At 41.8% G+C, this 21,415-nt stretch carries 16 protein-coding genes, 1 tRNA gene, 2 rRNA genes, 1 other RNA gene and 4 pseudogenes; 22 read left to right on the top strand and 2 right to left on the bottom strand.

The window, feature by feature from the left end; translation table 11 throughout:
• The first annotated feature begins 2 nt into the window (after window positions 1-2).
• From ACAM22_RS09830 to ACAM22_RS09820, 3 genes are all read left to right on the top strand, one after another.
• Window positions 3-2,903, top strand: a 23S ribosomal RNA gene (locus ACAM22_RS09830).
• 76 nt (window positions 2,904-2,979) lie between these two features.
• Window positions 2,980-3,095 (top strand): 5S ribosomal RNA (gene rrf, locus ACAM22_RS09825).
• A 5-nt stretch (window positions 3,096-3,100) separates the two neighbouring features.
• Window positions 3,101-3,174 (top strand) — tRNA-Asn (locus tag ACAM22_RS09820).
• Between the two features lie 67 nt (window positions 3,175-3,241).
• On the opposite strand, the pseudogene ACAM22_RS09815 reads toward ACAM22_RS09820, so the two are convergent.
• Window positions 3,242-4,230: pseudogene (locus ACAM22_RS09815) on the bottom strand (transposase).
• Window positions 4,231-4,725: 495 nt separating this feature from the next.
• On the opposite strand from ACAM22_RS09815, the gene comW reads away from it, so the two are divergent.
• The 19 genes and pseudogenes from comW (at window position 4,726) to ACAM22_RS09720 (ending at window position 20,037) form a co-directional block, all read left to right on the top strand.
• The gene (gene comW, locus ACAM22_RS09810; protein WP_000940045.1) at window positions 4,726-4,962 is read left to right on the top strand and encodes a sigma(X)-activator ComW; all 237 of its coding nucleotides are present in this window, start codon (window positions 4,726-4,728) and stop codon (window positions 4,960-4,962) included.
• A gap of 230 nt (window positions 4,963-5,192) precedes the next feature.
• Complete coding sequence (locus ACAM22_RS09805) at window positions 5,193-6,479, top strand: adenylosuccinate synthase (RefSeq protein WP_261053373.1); 1,287 nt, start codon at window positions 5,193-5,195, stop codon at window positions 6,477-6,479.
• 200 nt (window positions 6,480-6,679) lie between these two features.
• A complete protein-coding gene (tadA, locus tag ACAM22_RS09800) occupies window positions 6,680-7,147 on the top strand; it encodes a tRNA adenosine(34) deaminase TadA (RefSeq protein WP_261053342.1) in 468 nt (155 codons plus the stop codon).
• A 34-nt stretch (window positions 7,148-7,181) separates the two neighbouring features.
• Window positions 7,182-7,277: signal recognition particle sRNA small type (ffs, locus tag ACAM22_RS09795), an RNA gene on the top strand.
• Window positions 7,278-7,333: 56 nt separating this feature from the next.
• The gene (locus ACAM22_RS09790) at window positions 7,334-7,777 is read left to right on the top strand and encodes a dUTP diphosphatase (RefSeq protein WP_000701987.1); all 444 of its coding nucleotides are present in this window, start codon (window positions 7,334-7,336) and stop codon (window positions 7,775-7,777) included.
• 1 nt (window position 7,778) lies between these two features.
• A complete protein-coding gene (locus ACAM22_RS09785) occupies window positions 7,779-8,318 on the top strand; it encodes a histidine phosphatase family protein (RefSeq protein WP_261053371.1) in 540 nt (179 codons plus the stop codon).
• 30 nt (window positions 8,319-8,348) lie between these two features.
• Window positions 8,349-8,489, top strand: a pseudogene (locus ACAM22_RS09780) (DNA repair protein RadA); the annotation flags it as partial.
• Window positions 8,485-8,787, top strand: a pseudogene (locus ACAM22_RS09775) (isochorismatase family protein); the annotation flags it as partial. The pseudogenes ACAM22_RS09780 and ACAM22_RS09775, both read left to right, overlap by 5 nt.
• An 18-nt stretch (window positions 8,788-8,805) precedes the next feature.
• Complete coding sequence (locus ACAM22_RS09770; RefSeq protein WP_261053336.1) at window positions 8,806-9,321, top strand: histidine phosphatase family protein; 516 nt, start codon at window positions 8,806-8,808, stop codon at window positions 9,319-9,321.
• A gap of 10 nt (window positions 9,322-9,331) precedes the next feature.
• The gene (gene radA, locus ACAM22_RS09765; RefSeq protein WP_261053370.1) at window positions 9,332-10,696 is read left to right on the top strand and encodes a DNA repair protein RadA; all 1,365 of its coding nucleotides are present in this window, start codon (window positions 9,332-9,334) and stop codon (window positions 10,694-10,696) included.
• Between the two features lie 72 nt (window positions 10,697-10,768).
• A complete protein-coding gene (locus ACAM22_RS09760) occupies window positions 10,769-11,266 on the top strand; it encodes a carbonic anhydrase (RefSeq protein WP_004237611.1) in 498 nt (165 codons plus the stop codon).
• 24 nt (window positions 11,267-11,290) lie between these two features.
• Window positions 11,291-12,106 carry a PrsW family glutamic-type intramembrane protease gene (locus tag ACAM22_RS09755; RefSeq protein WP_261053333.1) on the top strand — a complete coding sequence of 272 codons (816 nt, stop codon included), beginning with the start codon at window positions 11,291-11,293 and terminating at the stop codon, window positions 12,104-12,106.
• 145 nt (window positions 12,107-12,251) lie between these two features.
• Window positions 12,252-13,220, top strand: a complete 969-nt coding sequence (locus ACAM22_RS09750) for a ribose-phosphate diphosphokinase (protein ID WP_000010158.1) — start codon at window positions 12,252-12,254, stop codon at window positions 13,218-13,220.
• 270 nt (window positions 13,221-13,490) lie between these two features.
• Window positions 13,491-14,462, top strand: a complete 972-nt coding sequence (locus ACAM22_RS09745; RefSeq protein ID WP_265471997.1) for an Rpn family recombination-promoting nuclease/putative transposase — start codon at window positions 13,491-13,493, stop codon at window positions 14,460-14,462.
• Window positions 14,452-14,834, top strand: a pseudogene (locus ACAM22_RS09740) (hypothetical protein); the annotation flags it as partial. The gene ACAM22_RS09745 and the pseudogene ACAM22_RS09740, both read left to right, overlap by 11 nt.
• Window positions 14,835-15,060: 226 nt before the next feature.
• Window positions 15,061-15,735, top strand: a complete 675-nt coding sequence (abpA, locus tag ACAM22_RS09735; RefSeq protein ID WP_369606760.1) for an amylase-binding adhesin AbpA — start codon at window positions 15,061-15,063, stop codon at window positions 15,733-15,735.
• A gap of 84 nt (window positions 15,736-15,819) precedes the next feature.
• Complete coding sequence (gene srtB / locus ACAM22_RS09730) at window positions 15,820-16,650, top strand: class B sortase, LPKTxAVK-specific (RefSeq protein ID WP_369606759.1); 831 nt, start codon at window positions 15,820-15,822, stop codon at window positions 16,648-16,650.
• 231 nt (window positions 16,651-16,881) lie between these two features.
• Window positions 16,882-19,515 (top strand): DNA polymerase I, encoded by a 2,634-nt coding sequence (polA, locus tag ACAM22_RS09725; protein WP_369606758.1) that lies wholly within the window; start codon window positions 16,882-16,884, stop codon window positions 19,513-19,515.
• Between the two features lie 84 nt (window positions 19,516-19,599).
• Window positions 19,600-20,037, top strand: a complete 438-nt coding sequence (locus ACAM22_RS09720) for a CoA-binding protein (RefSeq protein ID WP_261053320.1) — start codon at window positions 19,600-19,602, stop codon at window positions 20,035-20,037.
• A gap of 183 nt (window positions 20,038-20,220) precedes the next feature.
• Here the strand turns inward: ACAM22_RS09720 and ACAM22_RS09715 are convergent, their stop codons facing one another.
• Window positions 20,221-21,231, bottom strand: a complete 1,011-nt coding sequence (locus ACAM22_RS09715) for a YeiH family protein (protein WP_261053315.1) — start codon at window positions 21,229-21,231, stop codon at window positions 20,221-20,223.
• Window positions 21,232-21,415 lie beyond the last annotated feature (184 nt).

Here is a 21,415-nt window from a genome sequence, read left to right as displayed (position 1 = left end):
AAGGTTAAGTTAATAAGGGCGCACGGTGGATGCCTTGGCACTAGGAGCCGAAGAAGGACGTGACAAACGACGATATGCCTTGGGTAGCTGTAAGTAAGCGATGATCCAGGGATTTCCGAATGGGGGAACCCAACAGGTACTACCTGTTACCCGCATCTGTTAAGGATGTGAGGAGGAAGACGCAGTGAACTGAAACATCTAAGTAGCTGCAGGAAGAGAAAGCAAAAGCGATTGCCTTAGTAGCGGCGAGCGAAACGGCAGGAGGGCAAACCGAAGAGTTTACTCTTCGGGGTTGTAGGACTGCAATGTGGACTCAAAGATTATAGAAGAATGATTTGGGAAGATCAGCCAAAGAGAGTAATAGCCTCGTATTTAAAATAGTCTTTGTACCTAGCAGTATCCTGAGTACGGCGGGACACGCGAAATCCCGTCGGAATCTGGGAGGACCATCTCCCAACCCTAAATACTCCCTAGTGACCGATAGTGAACCAGTACCGTGAGGGAAAGGTGAAAAGCACCCCGGGAGGGGAGTGAAATAGAACCTGAAACCGTGTGCCTACAACAAGTTCGAGCCCGTTAATGGGTGAGAGCGTGCCTTTTGTAGAATGAACCGGCGAGTTACGTTATGATGCGAGGTTAAGTTGAAGAGACGGAGCCGTAGGGAAACCGAGTCTGAACAGGGCGAATTAGTATCATGACGTAGACCCGAAACCATGTGACCTACCCATGAGCAGGTTGAAGGTGCGGTAAGACGCACTGGAGGACCGAACCAGGGCACGTTGAAAAGTGCTTGGATGACTTGTGGGTAGCGGAGAAATTCCAAACGAACTTGGAGATAGCTGGTTCTCTCCGAAATAGCTTTAGGGCTAGCGTCGACATTAAGATTCTTGGAGGTAGAGCACTGTTTGGGTGAGGGGTCCATCCCGGATTACCAATCTCAGATAAACTCCGAATGCCAATGAATTATGGTCGGCAGTCAGACTGCGAGTGCTAAGATCCGTAGTCGAAAGGGAAACAGCCCAGACCACCAGCTAAGGTCCCAAAATAATTGTTAAGTGGAAAAGGATGTGGGGTTGCACAGACAACTAGGATGTTAGCTTAGAAGCAGCTATTCATTCAAAGAGTGCGTAATAGCTCACTAGTCGAGTGACCCTGCGCCGAAAATGTACCGGGGCTAAAACAATTTACCGAAGCTGTGGATACCTTTATAGGTATGGTAGGAGAGCGTTCTATGTGTGAAGAAGGTGTACCGTGAGGAGTGCTGGAACGCATAGAAGTGAGAATGCCGGTATGAGTAGCGAAAGACAGGTGAGAATCCTGTCCACCGTAAGACTAAGGTTTCCAGGGGAAGGCTCGTCCGCCCTGGGTTAGTCGGGACCTAAGGAGAGACCGAAAGGTGTATCCGATGGACAACAGGTTGATATTCCTGTACTAGAGTATGTAGTGATGGAGGGACGCAGTAGGCTAACTAAAGCAGACGATTGGAAGTGTCTGTCTAAGCAGTGAGGTGTGATATGAGTCAAATGCTTATATCTGTAACATTGAGCTGTGATGGGGAGCGAAGTTTAGTAGCGAAGTTAGTGACGTCACACTGCCAAGAAAAGCTTCTAGCGTTTAAACATACTCTACCCGTACCGCAAACCGACACAGGTAGTCGAGGCGAGTAGCCTCAGGTGAGCGAGAGAACTCTCGTTAAGGAACTCGGCAAAATGACCCCGTAACTTCGGGAGAAGGGGTGCTGATTTTAAGTCAGCCGCAGTGAATAGGCCCAAGCAACTGTTTATCAAAAACACAGCTCTCTGCTAAATCGTAAGATGATGTATAGGGGGTGACGCCTGCCCGGTGCTGGAAGGTTAAGAGGAGTGCTTAGCGTAAGCGAAGGTATGAATTGAAGCCCCAGTAAACGGCGGCCGTAACTATAACGGTCCTAAGGTAGCGAAATTCCTTGTCGGGTAAGTTCCGACCCGCACGAAAGGCGTAATGATTTGGGCACTGTCTCAACGAGAGACTCGGTGAAATTTTAGTACCTGTGAAGATGCAGGTTACCCGCGACAGGACGGAAAGACCCCATGGAGCTTTACTGCAGTTTGATATTGAGTGTCTGTACCACATGTACAGGATAGGTAGGAGTCTAAGAGATCGGGACGCCAGTTTCGAAGGAGACGTTGTTGGGATACTACCCTTGTGTTATGGCCACTCTAACCCGGATAGGTGATCCCTATCGGAGACAGTGTCTGACGGGCAGTTTGACTGGGGCGGTCGCCTCCTAAAAGGTAACGGAGGCGCCCAAAGGTTCCCTCAGAATGGTTGGAAATCATTCGCAGAGTGTAAAGGTATAAGGGAGCTTGACTGCGAGAGCTACAACTCGAGCAGGGACGAAAGTCGGGCTTAGTGATCCGGTGGTTCCGTATGGAAGGGCCATCGCTCAACGGATAAAAGCTACCCTGGGGATAACAGGCTTATCTCCCCCAAGAGTTCACATCGACGGGGAGGTTTGGCACCTCGATGTCGGCTCGTCGCATCCTGGGGCTGTAGTCGGTCCCAAGGGTTGGGCTGTTCGCCCATTAAAGCGGCACGCGAGCTGGGTTCAGAACGTCGTGAGACAGTTCGGTCCCTATCCGTCGCGGGCGTAGGAAATTTGAGAGGATCTGCTCCTAGTACGAGAGGACCAGAGTGGACTTACCGCTGGTGTACCAGTTGTCTTGCCAAAGGCATCGCTGGGTAGCTATGTAGGGAAGGGATAAACGCTGAAAGCATCTAAGTGTGAAACCCACCTCAAGATGAGATTTCCCATGATTTTATATCAGTAAGAGCCCTGAGAGATGATCAGGTAGATAGGTTAGAAGTGGAAGTGTGGCGACACATGTAGCGGACTAATACTAATAGCTCGAGGACTTATCCAAAGTAACTGAGAATATGAAAGCGTAGTGTTTTCTTGATTTGAATAGATATTCAATTTTGAGTAGGTATTACTCAGAGTTAAGTGACGATAGCCTAGGAGATACACCTGTACCCATGCCGAACACAGAAGTTAAGCCCTAGAACGCCGGAAGTAGTTGGGGGTTGCCCCCTGTGAGATATGGAAGTCGCTTAGCTCTAATCCGCCATAGCTCAGTTGGTAGTAGCGCATGACTGTTAATCATGATGTCGTAGGTTCGAGTCCTACTGGCGGAGTAATTTAGTTAAGAGGTTTAGACCTCTTTTTTTGGCTCTTTATCAACTGTAGTGGGTTGAAGAAAAGCTAAGATCTAGAAAGGACAAATTTCGTCCTTTCTTTTTTGATATTCAGAGCGATAAAAATCTGTTTTTTGAAGTTTTCAAAGTTCTGAAAACCAAAGGCATTTCGCTTGATAAGTTTAATGAGATTATTGGTCGCTTCTAATTTGGCGTTAGAATAAGGTAGTTGAAAGACGTTGACAATTTTCTCTTTGTTCTTTAGATAAGATTGTTTTCCATACTTCCGAAAAATTTGTCTGGCTCCTTGTTCTGAAAGTGGAAAAGTAAGAGCTGATAGAGATTGTAGTAGTGTTTCAAGTCTTCTGAATAGCTCAAATGCTTGTCTAGAATCTCTTTATTGGTCAAGTGCATGCGAAAAGTAGGGCGATAAAAACGTTTATCGCTGAGTTTCCTACTATCTTGCTGGATGAGTTTCCAGTAGTGCTTGATAGCCTTGTATTCATGAGATTTTCGTTCAAACTGATTCATGATTTGGACACGCACACGACTCATAGCACAGCTAAGATGTTGAACAATGTGAAATCGATCAAGTACAATTTTTGCACTGGGGAAAATCTGTTTAGCCAAGTCATAATAAGGGCTAAACATATCCATAGTAATGATTTTCACTCGACATCGGACGGATCTATCATATTTAAGAAAGTGATTTCGAATGACAGTTGAAGTTGAAATAGCCAGCTGATGGGCAATATCGGTCATAGAAGTCTTTTCAATCAACTTTTAAGTAATTTTTTGGTTGATGATACTGGGGATTTGGTGATTTTTCTTGACGATAGAAGTTTCAGACACCATCATTTTCGAGCATTGATAGAACTTAAAACGACGCTCTCTAAGTAGAATTCTGGTAGGCATACCAGTCGTTTCGAGGTAAGGAATCTTAGAATGTTTTTGAAAGTCATATTTCTAACTTCCGCAATCAGGTCAAGATGGGGCGTCGTAGTCCAGTTTAGCGATGATTTCCTTATTTGTACCCCTATTGATGATATCTATAATTTAGAAATTAGGGTCTGTAAGCTCTAGTAATTTTGTGATAAAGTGTAATTGTTCTATATGATTCTTTCTAATGATTGTTTGGTGCCTTTTCATTATAAATCTTATGGAATTTTTTTCTACCATAAAATAGGTTCCATAATACCTATAGGGGATTTACCCACTACAAATATTATAGTTACTTTTCTTTTTAATAATTATTAAGTGCTTCATTTCTATTCAATCACTTTATAGCTTAAACTGAGAAAGATTCAATGCAATGGTAACCGTACAGGATGATTTGTAATAAGGTTAATTTTTGTAAATCATTTATAGGAAATTTTTTATTTTTAGGGATTTAATAGTTTGTTTTTGATGTAAGATATTTATTTCTATTCTGTCAACTTTTCCTTTTTGTTATCTTGTTGAGGTTGGTATTTTAACAATTCAGGAGTTATTAATGATTAATTAAAATTTTTTGTTAGAATAAGATCATAAAAAGTAAAGGAGTGTATGCTTATGCTACAAAATATTTATGATCAGATGACTGATTTCTATGACAGTATCGAAGAAGAGTATGCTACTTTCTTTGGTAATAGTTGGGACTGGGAACATTTTCATTTTAAATTTTTGATTTATTATTTAGTTAGATATGGTATTGGGTGTCGTAGGGATTTTATTGTTTACCATTATCGTGTTGCTTATCGTTTGTATCTTGAAAAGATGATAATGAAACAAGGTTTTATTTCTTGTTGAGATAGTCTGAGTTAATTTCCGAACAAATTTACTTTTTTATAGAAAGATAATAATAAATAGCTAGTTATTTTTCTAAATCATTTTTTAATAGTTGGAAATAGCAAATCTTTCTATTGTTTCTTCTTGATAAAAAGGCGATTTTTTCTTATAATAAATTGTAAGATATAATTGCAGGTGAGATTCCTGCCATGTATGTGAGAAAGGAAGAGCCTGAGGGCTCAGACAAGATTATGACTTCAGTTGTTGTTGTAGGTACCCAATGGGGTGATGAAGGTAAAGGGAAGATTACAGATTTCCTTTCAGCGAATGCAGAAGTGATTGCACGTTACCAGGGTGGTGATAATGCAGGTCACACGATTGTGATCGATGGTAAGAAATTTAAGTTGCACTTGATTCCATCTGGGATTTTCTTCCCTGAAAAAATCTCTGTTATTGGGAATGGTATGGTTGTAAATCCTAAATCTCTTGTGAAAGAGTTGGGCTATCTTCATGAGGAGGGGGTGACAACTGATAACTTGCGTATTTCTGATCGCGCACATGTTATTTTGCCTTATCATATCGAGTTAGACCGTTTGCAAGAAGAAGCTAAGGGCGACAATAAGATTGGGACTACAATCAAGGGAATTGGTCCAGCTTATATGGATAAGGCTGCTCGTGTTGGGATTCGTATTGCAGATCTTTTAGATAAAGATATTTTCCGTGAGCGTTTAGAACGTAACCTTGCTGAAAAGAATCGTCTTTTTGAAAAATTGTATGACAGTAAAGCGATTGCTTTCGATGATATTTTTGAAGAGTATTACGAATATGGTCAACAAATCAAGAAATATGTGACAGACACGTCTGTAATCTTGAACGATGCGCTTGATAATGGTAAGCGTGTGCTTTTTGAAGGTGCACAAGGTGTTATGCTAGATATCGACCAAGGTACATATCCATTTGTTACGTCTTCAAACCCTGTAGCTGGTGGTGTGACAATTGGTTCTGGTGTTGGGCCAAGCAAGATTGACAAGGTTGTAGGTGTATGTAAAGCCTATACGAGTCGTGTAGGAGACGGTCCTTTCCCAACTGAGTTGTTTGATGAAGTGGGAGAACGTATTCGTGAAGTAGGTCATGAATATGGTACAACAACTGGTCGTCCACGTCGTGTGGGTTGGTTTGACTCAGTTGTCATGCGTCATAGCCGTCGCGTTTCTGGTATCACCAACCTTTCATTGAACTCTATTGATGTTTTGAGTGGTTTAGATACAGTAAAAATCTGTGTGGCCTATGATCTTGATGGTCAACGTATTGACTATTATCCAGCTAGTCTTGAGCAATTGAAACGTTGCAAGCCTATCTATGAAGAGTTGCCAGGTTGGTCAGAAGATATCACTGGAGTTCGTAATTTGGAAGATCTTCCTGAGAATGCGCGTAACTATGTTCGTCGTGTGAGCGAATTGGTTGGCGTTCGTATTTCTACTTTCTCAGTAGGTCCTGGTCGTGAACAAACAAATATTTTAGAAAGTGTTTGGTCCTAAGAGATTTTTAAGATTTGTTTAAGATAGGTCGGGTATACTATAGACAGTTACAAGAAGACCTCCTAACTTGTTGTAACAAATATCCTAAACTTTTCTTTTTCATAATAATCTCCCTATAGAGTCACCGCATTCGGTGGCTTTTTTTGTCTTGGAATTCATGATATAATAATAAAATCGATAAGTAGGAAAAGAGAAAAGAGATGAATTATACAGTTGAAGAAAAAGAAGTCTTTATGAGGGAGGCTTTGAGAGAGGCTGAGATTGCTCTGGAACACGATGAAATTCCAATTGGTTGTGTGATTGTCAAGGACGGAGAAATCATTGGTCGTGGGCATAATGCGCGTGAGGAGTTGCAGCGAGCGGTTATGCATGCGGAGATTATGGCCATAGAGAATGCGAACTTGAGTGAGGAGAGCTGGCGCTTGCTGGATTGCACGCTTTTTGTGACCATTGAGCCTTGTGTCATGTGTAGTGGGGCGATTGGGCTTGCCCGTATTCCAAACGTGGTCTATGGGGCTAAAAACCAGAAATTTGGCGCTGCTGGGAGTTTGTACGATATTTTGACAGATGAGCGTCTTAACCATCGTGTGGAGGTTGAAACGGGAATTTTGGAAGGTGAATGCGCAGCTATTATGCAGGACTTTTTTAGAAATAGACGGAAAAAATAATTTTGCTTTTAAAATGAAGAGGAATGTGATATAATAAACAGTGGAGCAACAGTTCTGCGTGAAGCGGGTCAGGGGAGGAATCCAGCAGCCCTAAGCGATTTGAATTGTGTGCTCTTTTTTTCGTGCTTTTTCCGAATAAATAAGATAGAATAATCTAGAATAAATGATAATAGAAAAGAGAAGATGATGAAAATTCGTGGTTTTGAATTGGTTTCTAGTTTTACAGATGAAAATTTATTGCCAAAGCGTGAGACAGCGCATGCGGCTGGTTACGACTTAAAAGTTGCTGTGCGTACAGTTATTGCGCCAGGAGAGATTGTATTGGTTCCGACAGGAGTTAAGGCTTATATGCAACCGACTGAGGTTCTCTACCTATATGATCGTTCTTCAAACCCTCGTAAGAAGGGCTTGGTTTTAATTAATTCAGTTGGCGTTATTGATGGGGACTATTATGGAAATCCTGGGAATGAAGGGCATATTTTTGCTCAGATGAAGAATATCACAGACCAAGAGGTTGTTCTTGAAGTTGGAGAACGTGTTGTCCAGGCTGTCTTTGCTCCTTTCTTAATTGCAGATGGAGATGCGGCTGATGGCGTTCGAACTGGTGGATTTGGATCGACAGGGCACTAGAATGAAGATTATCTTTGTACGTCACGGGGAGCCAGATTATAGTATGCTTGATAAACTTGAAAATCCGCAACTCTATAGTGGTTTTGGTCGTGATTTAGCACCATTGACAGGAAAAGGTCGCAGTCTGGCAAAAGAAGTTGCTAAAACTGCATGTTTTGGAAAGACAGAGATTATTATTTCATCGTCTGTGACGAGGGCTTTAGAAACAGCCCATTATATAGCAGTTGAAACAGGATTGGACTTATTTGTGGAGCCGTTTTTTCATGAGTGGCGTCCAGACTTAGATAGCACTAACTCTGATTTAACTAGTGTATTGGTAGCTCATGAATATTATCTAAAACATCAAGGAGGTTTATCTGAAGATTCTCCTTATCGCTATGAAACTGATCTAGAGATGCGTCATCGTTTTTTAAGAGCTTTGGAAAAATATAAAAATTATAAAACTATTATCATTGTAACTCACGGAATGCTCATGCGCCAGTTTGTGCCAAATGAGAAGATTGATTTTTGCCAAGTGATTGAGTGTGAGATAGAGATATAGAAAGAGGTTTATTATCGCAAAAAAAAGGCGATATTTGTGTGTCAAAATTGTGAATATAATTCCCCTAAATATCTGGGGCGCTGTCCCAACTGTGGGTCTTGGTCTTCTTTTGTAGAAGAGGTTGAGGTTGCCGAGGTAAAGAATGCGCGTGTGTCCTTGACAGGTGAGAAAAGACAGAAAGAAGAAATTTGCGACCGGCTTGCTGCTTGTCTCTTCTCGTATCTTTGAGAAGCGTCGGGCTTCTTGCTTTACTAATCCAGATTTAAAAGATTTTTTAGAGGAAAACGGTGCTAAAAGCATAGAGTTTATAGGGGTAGATGGCAATGGCTGTGTTAGGGCTTCCGTTTTGGCAGCTACCAAGGAGAATTATCAGGTTTCTGTCGATTTGTTTGCTGTCGGAGTTGCCAACCAGAAGAAATTCACTAAAACACTGAAGCAGTGGCAAGATTGCGGAATCAAGATTGGATAGTTTTATGGGGATCTTAATATGAAAATTATTTTTATCCGTCACGGAGAGCCAAATTACCGTGAGTTAGAGAAGCGTTCTTATACGGGATTTGGGATAGATTTGGCACCCTTGTCTGAGAAGGGACGGCAGCAAGCTCAGGAACTGAGCACCAATCCTTTACTCCCTTCGGCTGAAATAATCATATCTTCTGCAGTCACAAGAGCTTTAGAAACGGCTTCTTATGTGGTTTGTGCTACGGGTCTTCCTTTAAGAGTGGAGCCATTATTGCATGAATGGCAGGTCTATGAAAGTGGCACAGATAATTTTGAAAAAGCTCGTACTATGTTTCTAGAAAATAAGGGGGAGTTACTTCCTAATAGTCCTATTCAATATGAGACAGCTACGGAAATGAAGTCTCGTTTTCTAGAATGTATGTCTAAGTATCGAGAACATCAGACTGTGGTAGTTGTTGCTCATCGAATGCTCATGCGCCAGTTTGTGCCAAATGAGAAGATTAATTTTTGCCAAGTGATTGAGTGTGAGTTAGAGATATAGAAAGAGGTTTATCATCGCAAAGAAAAAAGCGACATTTGTATGTCAAAATTGTGGGTATAATTCCCCTAAATATCTAGGACGTTGTCCCAACTGTGGGTCTTGGTCTTCTTTTGTAGAAGAGGTTGAGGTTGCCGAGGTAAAGAATGCGCGTGTGTCCTTGACAGGTGAGAAAACCAAGCCCATGAAACTGGCTGAGGTGACTTCTATCAACGTTAATCGAACCAAGACGGACATGGAGGAATTCAACCGTGTACTTGGAGGCGGAGTGGTACCAGGAAGTCTCGTCCTAATCGGTGGGGATCCTGGAATCGGGAAATCGACTCTTCTCCTACAAGTCTCAACCCAGTTGTCTCAAGTAGGGACAGTTCTCTACGTCAGTGGGGAGGAGTCTGCCCAGCAGATTAAACTCCGTGCAGAGCGTTTGGGTGATATTGATAGCGAGTTTTATCTCTATGCAGAGACCAATATGCAGAGTGTTCGAGCTGAGGTAGAAAGAATCCAGCCAAACTTCCTCATTATTGACTCCATTCAGACCATTATGTCTCCTGAGATTTCAGGGGTGCAGGGGTCTGTTTCTCAAGTGCGTGAGGTGACAGCTGAACTTATGCAGCTGGCCAAAACTAATAACATTGCCATCTTTATCGTAGGTCATGTGACCAAGGAAGGAACCTTGGCTGGTCCTCGTATGCTAGAGCATATGGTGGATACGGTGCTTTACTTTGAAGGAGAGCGCCACCATACCTTTCGTATTTTGAGAGCGGTCAAAAACCGTTTTGGCTCCACTAATGAGATTGGGATTTTTGAGATGCAGTCGGGCGGCTTGGTTGAGGTACTCAATCCGAGTCAAGTTTTCCTAGAAGAGCGTTTGGATGGAGCAACTGGTTCATCAATCGTTGTGACCATGGAAGGGACGCGTCCGATTTTGGCGGAGGTTCAGGCTTTGGTGACACCGACCATGTTTGGAAATGCCAAGCGTACTACGACAGGACTTGATTTTAATCGTGCTAGCTTGATTATGGCTGTTTTAGAAAAACGGGCAGGTCTTCTCTTGCAAAATCAGGACGCCTATCTTAAATCTGCTGGCGGTGTCAAATTGGATGAACCTGCCATTGACTTGGCCGTTGCGGTTTCCATTGCTTCGAGTTATAAAGACAAGCCAACTAATCCTCAGGAATGTTTTGTAGGAGAGTTAGGCTTGACGGGAGAAATTCGGCGCGTGAATCGTATTGAGCAGCGCATCAATGAAGCTGCTAAACTGGGTTTTACTAAGATTTATGTACCCAAGAATTCCTTGACAGGAATCACTCCGCCCAAGGAAATTCAGGTCATTGGCGTAACAACGATTCAGGAAGTTTTGAAAAAGGTCTTTGCATAATCCGTGACAAATCCTCTTAAAAATGATAAGATAGGAGAAATATTTGACTATCAAATTTTCAAGGAGGGAATCGTGTCGTATTTTGAACAGTTTATGCAAGCCAATCAGGCTTATGTTGCCCTACATGGGCAGTTAAATCTGCCACTTAAACCCAAAACTAGAGTAGCCATTGTGACCTGTATGGACTCTCGTTTGCACGTTGCGCAAGCTTTAGGTTTGGCACTTGGGGATGCTCATATCTTGCGGAATGCAGGTGGTCGAGTGACAGAAGACATGATTCGTTCGCTGGTTATTTCCCAGCAACAAATGGGGACAAGAGAGATTGTGGTGTTGCACCATACAGACTGTGGTGCTCAGACCTTTGAAAATGGTCCTTTTCAGGAGTATCTGAAAGAGGAACTAGGTGTCGATGTGTCAGACCAGGATTTCTTGCCCTTCCAAGATATAGAGGAGAGTGTACGTGAGGATATGCAACTCCTTATCGAATCTCCCCTAATACCAGACGATGTCATTATCTCTGGTGCTATTTACGATGTGGATACAGGAAGTATGACAGTCGTAGAATTGTAAATACTTTATTTAGAAAGAAAGTGTATGAAGAAAAACAGTATTTTATTTATTTTTATTTTATTGCTATGTATTGGTGTACAGTATGAAACCATCTACTATACGGATGGTTCGATGTCAGCTGCGGAATATGGACTAATGGGAGTTTCTATCTTTCTAGCTCTCTTTTACATGATTCCGGCTCTTTATTTCCTTTTCCGTATTGGGAAAAAATGGGAATTACCAAAGAAAGCCTTGATTCTGTCTTTATTGGGAGGAATGTTCCTTTCAGGCTGGTTGTCTAGCTTTGCTAATACTTATATCCATGATTTACTGGGAGTTCTTTTCCCAGATAGTGCATTTTTAAATGCCTTTGAAAGTGCTATTGTGGCTCCTTTGGTAGAAGAACCCTTGAAATTATTGCCACTTGTATTTGTTTTAGCTTTGATTCCTGTGCGAAAATTAAAATCTTTGTTTTTACTAGGCATTGCTTCTGGTTTGGGATTCCAAATGATTGAGGATATTGGCTATATTCGTACGGATTTGCCAGAGGGCTTTGACTTTACTATTTCGAGAATTTTAGAGCGTATCATCTCAGGAATTGCCTCTCACTGGACTTTTTCAGGTCTGGCTGTAGTAGGTGTTTACTTGCTTTATAGATCCTATAAAGGACAGAAGGATGGCAAGAAAGAGGGGCTTATTTTCCTAGGTTTAGCCTTGGGAACTCACTTCTTGTTTAACTCTCCTTTTGTGGAGTTGGAGACAGAGTTGCCGTTAGCGATTCCAGTGGTTACGGCTATTACTCTCTATGGTTTTTATCAGGCTTATCGCTTTGTTGAGAAGCACAATGAGTTGATGAACTAGAATATTTCTCAAAAGACTGATGGCAAGGGTACAAATATGGTGCCCTTCTTTTATTTTTGATTGAAAAATAGTGCAAAAAGCGCTACAATGGTAGATGGAAAATCTTGTGAAAAGCACAAGTGATACATATATACCGGAGGAAATCATGTCTTTTTCTGATTTAAAGCTGTTTGCCCTTTCTTCTAATAAAGAATTGGCAGAACGTGTGGCGCAGGAGATTGGGATAGAGTTGGGGAAATCAAGTGTTCGCCAATTTTCAGATGGAGAGATTCAGGTCAACATCGAAGAATCAATCCGTGGAAAACACGTCTTTATCCTACAATCAACTAGTTCGCCTGTAAATGACAATCTGCTTGAAATTTTGATTATGGTAGATGCTTTGAAGCGTGCGAGTGCAGAATCTGTCAATGTTGTCATGCCTTACTATGGGTATGCACGTCAGGATAGAAAGGCGAGAGCGCGTGAGCCAATCACTTCAAAACTTGTCGCAAATATGCTTGAAGTAGCTGGAGTGGATCGTTTATTGACCATCGACTTGCATGCTGCGCAGATTCAAGGATTCTTTGATATTCCTGTGGATCATTTAATGGGAGCTCCTCTGATTGCGGATTATTTTGAGCGTCGTGGCATGGTTGGTTCTGACTATGTGGTTGTCAGCCCAGACCATGGAGGGGTGACTCGTGCCCGTAAGTTGGCAGAATTTTTGAAAACATCTATCGCTATCATTGATAAACGTCGTAGCGTTGATAAGATGAATACTAGTGAAGTCATGAACATCATCGGTAAGGTCGAAGGCAAGACTTGTATCTTGATTGATGATATGATTGATACTGCTGGAACGATTTGTCACGCGGCAGATGCCCTTGCGGAAGCTGGTGCTGTTGAAGTCTATGCAAGCTGTACGCACCCAGTTCTTTCTGGTCCTGCTATGGACAATATCCAAAAATCAGCTATTAAGAAATTGGTTGTTTTGGATACCATCTATCTGCCAGAAGAGCGTTTGATTGATAAGATTGAACAGATTTCGATTGCTCATCTACTGGGTGATGCTATCGTTCGTATCCATGAAAAACGCCCACTTTCTCCACTTTTCAGTATTGAGAAAAAGATTTAATGACCAAGCCTGAGATGATTCTCAGGTTTTTTTCGTCTCTTTTCCGAATAAATAGATAGAGTCAGTGAATCTAGTAAAACTAGATTTAATACTCTTCGAAAATCAAATTCAAACCACGTCAACGTCGCCTTGCCGTATATATGTGACTGCCTTCGTCAGTCTTATCTGCAACCTCAAAACAGTGTTTTGAGCAACCTGCGGCTAGTTTCCTAGTTTGCTCTTTGATTTTCATTGAGTATAAGACTATGGTATAATAAAAGGAGGAAAAGGATGATTCTAAGACATCCGGGCATCAGCCCAACAAATGATTTGGTTGCTAAGAAGATTTTTAGCAATCCAGAAATCACTTGTCAATTTATTCGCGATATGCTGGATTTACCAGCCAAAAATGTAACCATTTTGGAGGGAAGTAACATTCACGTTTTGCCTTCCATGCCTTACTTGGCTCAGGATTTCTATACCAGTATAGACGTCTTGGCGGAATTGGATAATGGCACTCAAGTAATTATTGAGATTCAAGTGCATCATCAGAATTTTTTCATCAATCGCCTGTGGGCTTACCTTTGCAGTCAGGTTAATCAAAACCTAGAAAAAATTCGCCAGCAAGAGGGCAATACTCACCAGAGTTACAAACACATCTCACCGGTATACGCTATCGCTATTGTGGGTAGCAACTACTTCTCAGATGATTTGGCTTTTCATAGTTTTAGTATGCGTGAGGACACGACAGGTGAGGTCTTAACCATCACAAATAACGGTCAAGAAAACCATCTAGTCAAGATGGCATTCTTGGAACTAAAAAAATATAGAGAAACCAGCAAGGATAGCGTTCGCAAACCGTGGTTGGAGTTTTTTGGGAATAAACCCTTTACTCAGGAACCCGAGCGAGCCATCAGCCAAGCAGACCAACTGCTGGACTACAAGAGCTGGTCCGAGGAGGACAGAAAAATGTTTAGTCAACTACGTATGCGTGAAGAACAAGCATTATTGGCTCATGATTATGCCTTGGAAACTGCTAGAGCAGAGGGGCTGGAACAAGGTATTGAACAAGGTTTAGAGCGTGGTCGTGCAGAGGGAATTGAAAAGGGGCGAGAAGAAGGTATTGAACAGGGACTGGAGCGTGGGAAATTCTTTGCATTCTTAGATATGGTTCGCCAAGATCTTCTGACTTCCGAGGTTGCCAGCCAGCAGTTGGATATGACTGTCGCTGAGTTTGAGGCATTGTTGCAAGATCAGCACTAACGGTCAAGAAAACCATCTAGTCAAGATGGCATTCTTGGAACTAAAAAAATACAGAGAAACCAGCAAAGACAAGGTTCGCAAGCCCTGGTTGGAGTTTTTCGGGAACAAACCCTTTACCCAAGAACCCGAGCGAGCCATAAGCCAAGCAGACCAACTGCTGGACTACAAGAGCTGGGCCGAGGAGGACAGGAAAATGTTTAGCCAACTACGTATGCGAGAAGAACAGGCATTATTGGCTCATGATTATGCCTTGGAACGATCTGAAGAAAAAGGCTTAGAACGTGGTCGTCCAGAGGGTATTGAAGAGAGGTAAAAGTAGGTTTAGCAAATCTAGTTCGTCAAGGCCTTCTAACTTCAGATGTTGCCAGCTAGTAATGATTCGAATAGTCGGAAATATAAAGGATTATTGTTCGTTTGATTGAAATAAGTTAGCTTTTATAAGTTATTAGAGTTCAACATTTAAAGTTTGGACTGTTTTCTCCAATATTTTCTTAGAAATAAGATAAAAATTGTTGACACCAATTATTTAAGTGGTATAATGGTGATAGTAAAGAAAACTCTTTACAATCAAATAAACAATAAAAGAGGAGATAAAACAATGAAAAAAGTTTTATTGACATCAGTAGCAGCTCTTGCAGTATTTTCTGCAGTAGCACCAGTATTCGCACAAGGTGAAAATCCTAATGCTTCTAACCAATTGCTTCAAAAGAAATATGTTTCTGAGCGTGATATTGCTGACGAAGCTAACACACAAGTAGCAGCACATGAGTCTGAAATCCGTGCTGAGGCAGAGCGTCAATTTGCTCAACAAGGTGGTCAAACAGTGGCGGCAGCAGAAAAAGCATTGCAAGACTTCTTGGATTCAGGATACAACGGACATGATTTTTCTGATAAAAAAGCAGCATTGGAAGCAAACATTGCAGCAGCAAAATCAAACCAAAAATTTGAAGATATCTATAATACTGTTCGTAACCGTTATGTTCAAAAATTACAAGAACAATATCGTGCAGCAGCTCAGAAACAAGGTAACTACTGGAATGACGCAACTGGTGTTGAAGATAATAAACCAAACGATGTTCGTAAATCAGAAGATCAAGCTAACCAAACTGGTAAAACTGCTCAAAACGGACAAACAGCTCCATCAGCTACTCCAGAACCAGGTAAACCAGGTGCAGTAGAGCAAGCTAAAAAAGCAGAAGAAGCAGCTAAAAAAGCAGGTGCAACAACTAAAGCTGGTCAAAAAGCTCTTCCAAAAACACACGCTTCTAAATAATTTATTTATTTAATGAAGTAACTAATCACTGAAACTTCGTTTCAGTGATTTTTTGATAAAAGTAAATAAATGAGGGAGATAAAAATGAGCAGACGTTCAACTAAAAATAAGTCACCTATGAAGAAAATTATCGCTTCGCTTGTTGCTGTAGCTATTGTCGCTTTAGGAGGTTTATTCCTTTATAAGACATTCTTAGCTCCAACTGATCAGGCGAGTGAAACTAAGGTAGCGCAAACGACACAAAAAACTGATACGATATCAGCAGAGGAAAAAGAATATCTTAAGAATAAGTTCAGTGGTTTGCTGAATACAAACTCTGATACGATTGCCTATGTGTATGCGCCCGGAACAGAGTTGGATGAGCCTGTTGTTCAAACAACTGATAATTCAACTTATTTAGATAAGAGATTTGATGGTGGTCACGAACCTTATATGGGAACAGTGTTTATGGACACAGATAATAAAAAGGATTTTAGTGACCGTTTAACTTGGTTATTTGGTCATGCTCGTGGTAGTAAAGTTGGGGATCATCGTATGTTTAATGATGTGAACTACTATAGTCGTCAAGATTATTTTGATGAACATCCATATGTTGTGATTGAGACTCCAGAGAGAAAGTATTATTATGAAGCAGTTGCTATGATTATAGTACCAGAAGAAACAGCCTTTTATCGCACTTCATTTGATGATGATAAAGATTTTCAAACGCAGTTAACAACTATTTATGAAACAGCTGAAGTTAAGAAACCAAATGTTAAAGTATCAGCTAAAGATAAGTATTTAGTTCTTTCAACTTGTCGTGAAGAAGATGAAACGATTCGTGCGAATCTATATCTTCGTCAAATACCAGACTCAGAAATGAGTGAGTTTGTCAAACAGCACAAAGATCAATTAACGTATAAACCAACAAGATAAATATATAGACTACTACTAAAATAGGAATGAATATAGTCTAGCAAGAATAGAAGTTCTTTGCAGTTGAAAAGGATTTCACTTTTATAATTATAAATCATAAAAACAGAATTTAGTCATGGGCTAAGTTCTGTTTTTTTCAAACTAAATGGCTATATTCGCCAAAAGTTTGAAAAATATTGGGTTTGGCTCTTCCTAATGGTATTTTTCCCTGCTTTCCTTTATAATGGGTGTATGGATAAGAAAAAATTATTATTGATTGATGGATCTTCTGTTGCTTTTCGGGCGTTTTTTGCGCTCTATCAGCAATTGGACCGTTTTAAGAATGCGGATGGCTTGCATACCAATGCGATTTATGGTTTTCAGTTGATGTTGAGCCATTTGTTGGAGCGGGTTGAGCCCAGTCATATTTTGGTGGCTTTTGATGCGGGAAAGACGACCTTCCGGACAGAGATGTATGCGGACTATAAGGGTGGCCGGGCCAAGACTCCTGATGAGTTTCGTGAGCAATTTCCTTTCATTCGTGAGTTGCTGGATCATATGGGGATTCGTCACTATGAGTTGGCTCAGTATGAGGCGGATGATATCATTGGGACGCTGGATAAGCTAGCAGAGCAAGATGGTTTTGATATTACCATTGTCAGTGGGGACAAGGATTTGATTCAGCTGACGGATGAGCATACGGTGGTTGAAATTTCCAAGAAAGGTGTGGCTGAGTTTGAGGCCTTTACGCCAGAATATCTTATGGAAAAGATGGGTATTACACCGACTCAGTTTATCGATCTCAAGGCGCTCATGGGTGATAAGTCGGATAATATCCCTGGGGTGACCAAAATCGGTGAAAAGACGGGTATCAAGCTCTTGCTGGAGCATGGTTCGCTTGAGGGTATTTATGAAAATATCGATGGGATGAAGGCTTCTAAGATGAAGGAAAATCTCATCAATGATAAGGAACAGGCCTTTTTGTCAAAAACACTGGCGACCATTGATACCAAGGCACCGATTGAGATTGGTTTGGAGGATTTGGTCTATAGTGGTCCAGATGTTGAAAATCTTGGGAAATTCTACGATGAGATGGGTTTCAAACAGCTCAAGCAGGCTTTAAATGTGTCGTCAGCTGATGTGGCTGAGAGTTTGGATTTTACTATTGTTGACCAAATCAGTCAAGATATGCTGAGTGAGGAGTCTATCTTCCATTTTGAGCTTTTTGGTGAGAATTACCATACGGATGATTTAGTTGGTTTTGCCTGGTCTTGTGGGGATAAGCTCTATGCTACAGACAAACTTGAGATTTTGCAAGAGCCTATTTTCAAGGACTTTTTAGAAAAAACACCTCTGAGAGTGTATGACTTTAAGAAGGCTAAAGTTCTCTTGAATCGTTTTGGTGTGGATTTGCAGGCGCCTGCTTTTGACAGCCGTTTGGCTAAATACCTCCTTTCGACTGTGGAGGACAATGAAATTGCGACTATTGCTAGTCTTTATGGTCAGACTTATTTGGTTGATGATGAGACCTTCTATGGTAAGGGAGTCAAGAAGACCCTTCCTGAACGTGAGAAATTCTTGGAGCATTTAGCTCGTAAGCTTGCTGTTTTGGTCGAAACAGAGCCTATATTGCTTGAAAAACTCAGTGAAAATGGGCAATTAGAGCTTCTTTATGATATGGAGCAACCTCTGGCTTTTGTCCTTGCCAAGATGGAGATTGCTGGGATTACGGTCAAGAAAGAGACCTTACTTGAGATGCAGGCTGAAAATGAGCTTGTCATTGAGAAACTCACTCAAGAGATTTACGAACTGGCTGGTGAGGAGTTTAATATCAACTCGCCTAAGCAGTTGGGCGTGCTTCTCTTTGAAAAATTGGAGCTACCTCTAGAATACACTAAGAAAACCAAGACAGGTTATTCGACAGCGGTGGATGTGTTGGAGCGTCTAGCTCCTATTGCACCGATTGTTAAGAAAATCCTGGATTACCGTCAAATTGCTAAGATTCAATCCACTTATGTGATTGGCTTGCAGGACTGGATTTTAGCTGATGGAAAGATTCATACTCGCTATGTGCAGGATTTGACCCAGACTGGGCGTCTGTCTAGTGTGGATCCAAACTTGCAAAATATTCCTGTGCGTTTGGAACAGGGCCGTCTCATTCGTAAGGCTTTTGTGCCTGAGTGGGAGGATAGTGTGTTGCTCAGCTCGGACTATTCGCAGATTGAATTGCGCGTTTTGGCGCATATTTCTAAGGATGAGCACTTAATTAAAGCCTTTCAAGAGGGGGCAGATATCCATACTTCGACAGCCATGCGGGTCTTTGGCATTGAGCGTCCTGAGGATGTGACTGCAAACGACCGTCGCAATGCCAAGGCTGTCAACTTTGGAGTGGTTTATGGGATTTCAGACTTTGGTTTGTCTAATAATTTGGGCATTAGCCGTAAGGAAGCCAAAGCCTATATTGATACCTACTTTGAACGCTTCCCAGGTATTAAAAACTATATGGATGAAGTAGTGCGTGAGGCGCGTGATAAGGGCTATGTGGAGACCCTCTTCAAGCGTCGTCGTGAGTTGCCAGATATCAATTCGCGCAACTTTAACATTCGTGGTTTTGCGGAGCGGACTGCTATCAACTCTCCTATTCAGGGATCGGCGGCAGATATTCTCAAGATTGCCATGATTCAGCTGGATAAAGCCTTGGTTGCAGGTGCTTATCAGACTAAGATGCTGTTACAAGTGCACGATGAAATCGTCCTTGAAGTTCCTAAATCTGAATTGGCAGAGATGAAAAAATTGGTAAAACAAACTATGGAAGAAGCCATTCAACTCAGTGTTCCCCTTATCGCAGATGAGAATGAAGGGGCAACCTGGTACGAGGCTAAATAAAAAGGGGGCTAGTCCTCCTTTTTTGTAGTAGAATTATGCAAGCCTTTTCAAATTGTGCTATACTGATGAAAAAGGAGGATTTCTATGAGTCAAGAATTTATCAATCCAAGTGATGGCGTGATTCGTCAGTATCTAGCAACGAGTAAAACCCTTGCTGTGGTGGGTTTGTCTGACCGTGAGGAAACAACCAGCAATCGAGTGAGCAAGGAAATGCAGGCGCGGGGTTATAAAATTATCCCAGTCAATCCCAAGGCGGCAGGTGACGAAATCTTGGGTGAAAAGGCTTATGCCAGCCTAGCTGATATTCCTTTTCCTGTAGATATTGTCAATGTTTACCGCCGCAGTGAGTTTTTGCCAGATGTGGCGCGTGATTTTCTCAAGGCTGATGCTAAGATTTTTTGGGCGCAGCTAGGACTTGAAAATCTAGAAGCGGAAGAGATCTTGCGTGCTGGTGGATGCGATGACATTGTGATGAATCGCTGCATCAAGAGAGAACATACACGCTTGATTGAGGAAGCATAAGAAAAAGGTAGCTGGTGGGCTACCTTTTGTGTTATACTCAATGAAAATCAAAGAACAAACTAGGAAACTAGCCGCAGGTTGCTCAAAACACAGTTTTGAGGTTGCAGATAGAACTGACGAAGTCAGTAACCATACCTACGGCAAGGCGACGTTGACGTGGTTTGAAGAGATTTTCGAAGAGTATTAGAAAATGCCGATAAGGATCTGCATACCAAGACTAGTGAGGATGATGGCTATCCAGCAGATGGCTCCGAGAAGAATGGATTTTCCACTGGATTTGACCATAGCGACCAGATTGGTTTTGAGACCGATAGCACTCATGGCCATGACAATAAGGAATTTAGAGAGTTGTTTGAGAGGGGTAAAGAAACTACTGGACACACCTAGAGAGGTGAGTAGTGTAGTGAGGAGAGAGGCAAGGATAAAGTAAAGGATAAAAAGTGGGAAGACTTTTTTCAGTTGTAGGCTTTGCTTGTTTTCTTGTTGGCGACTTTGCCAGTAGGATAGAAAGAGCGTGATAGGGATAATGGCCAAAGTACGTGTGAGTTTAACAATGGTTGCAGACTCGAGGGTATTGCTTTGGTAAAGACTGTCCCAAGCGCTGGCGGCAGCCGTTACAGAGGAAGTGTCGTTGACCGCAGTCCCTGCAAAGAGGGCGAAGCCTTCATTGGATAGATGAAGCCAGGTGCCGAGGGTTGGAAAGATGAGCGCAGCCAAGACATTGAAGAAAAAGATAACGGAAATGGCTTGGGCTACTTCCTTTTCCTTGGCATGGATAACGGGCGCTGTCGCTGCAATGGCAGAACCCCCACAGATAGAAGAACCTACTCCAATCAAGGTAGCCAGTTTTGTATCCAGTGCAAAGAAGCGCTGGAAGAGGTAGGCAACAATCAAGGCTATTGAAATGGTGGAAAGGATGACAGGGAGTGAAGATTGCCCAACTGCGAAGACTTGCGAGATATTGAGACCAAAACCAAGCAAGATAACGGCATACTGGAGCAATTTCTTGGAACTAAAGGTCAATCCAGCCTCCAGTTGTTTATGAGACGCGATAAAGGGATGTAGGAGCATGCCTATGAAAATGGCAAAGACGGGTGCGCCAATCACAGGGAAGAATCCGCCTAGATACCAAGCAAGTAGTGAAATCAGAAGGCAGGCCAAGATGCCTGCTCCATTTTTTGATAGAAATGACATAAAAACCTCCAAATAGAATCTGTTACCATTATAGACCTGTAAATAGGAAAAGTAAAATAGAAAGTGGAAAGCTATTCTCTAATATAGACCTGTAAATAGGAAAAGTAAAATAGAAAGTGGAAAGCTATTCTCTAATGTATTTTTGCGGTCGGGGGGCTTTTGTAGTATAATAGAGATACGTTTT

Origin of the sequence: Streptococcus sp. SN-1 (assembly GCF_041154385.1) — a bacterium.
GTDB lineage: Bacteria > Bacillota > Bacilli > Lactobacillales > Streptococcaceae > Streptococcus > Streptococcus mitis_CT.
Note: the sequence above shows the minus strand (reverse complement) of the source record. Positions and strands in the feature narration are given on the sequence as shown.

Coding starts and splice junctions, on each gene's coding strand:
- comW (WP_000940045.1), top strand. CDS start 4,726: ATGCTACAAAATATTTATGATCAGATGACTGATTTCTATGACAGTATC.
- ACAM22_RS09805 (WP_261053373.1), top strand. CDS start 5,193: ATGACTTCAGTTGTTGTTGTAGGTACCCAATGGGGTGATGAAGGTAAA.
- tadA (WP_261053342.1), top strand. CDS start 6,680: ATGAATTATACAGTTGAAGAAAAAGAAGTCTTTATGAGGGAGGCTTTG.
- ACAM22_RS09790 (WP_000701987.1), top strand. CDS start 7,334: ATGAAAATTCGTGGTTTTGAATTGGTTTCTAGTTTTACAGATGAAAAT.
- ACAM22_RS09785 (WP_261053371.1), top strand. CDS start 7,779: ATGAAGATTATCTTTGTACGTCACGGGGAGCCAGATTATAGTATGCTT.
- ACAM22_RS09770 (WP_261053336.1), top strand. CDS start 8,806: ATGAAAATTATTTTTATCCGTCACGGAGAGCCAAATTACCGTGAGTTA.
- ACAM22_RS09755 (WP_261053333.1), top strand. CDS start 11,291: ATGAAGAAAAACAGTATTTTATTTATTTTTATTTTATTGCTATGTATT.
- ACAM22_RS09750 (WP_000010158.1), top strand. CDS start 12,252: ATGTCTTTTTCTGATTTAAAGCTGTTTGCCCTTTCTTCTAATAAAGAA.
- ACAM22_RS09745 (WP_265471997.1), top strand. CDS start 13,491: ATGATTCTAAGACATCCGGGCATCAGCCCAACAAATGATTTGGTTGCT.
- abpA (WP_369606760.1), top strand. CDS start 15,061: ATGAAAAAAGTTTTATTGACATCAGTAGCAGCTCTTGCAGTATTTTCT.
- srtB (WP_369606759.1), top strand. CDS start 15,820: ATGAGCAGACGTTCAACTAAAAATAAGTCACCTATGAAGAAAATTATC.
- polA (WP_369606758.1), top strand. CDS start 16,882: ATGGATAAGAAAAAATTATTATTGATTGATGGATCTTCTGTTGCTTTT.
- ACAM22_RS09720 (WP_261053320.1), top strand. CDS start 19,600: ATGAGTCAAGAATTTATCAATCCAAGTGATGGCGTGATTCGTCAGTAT.
- ACAM22_RS09715 (WP_261053315.1), bottom strand. CDS start 21,231: ATGTCATTTCTATCAAAAAATGGAGCAGGCATCTTGGCCTGCCTTCTG.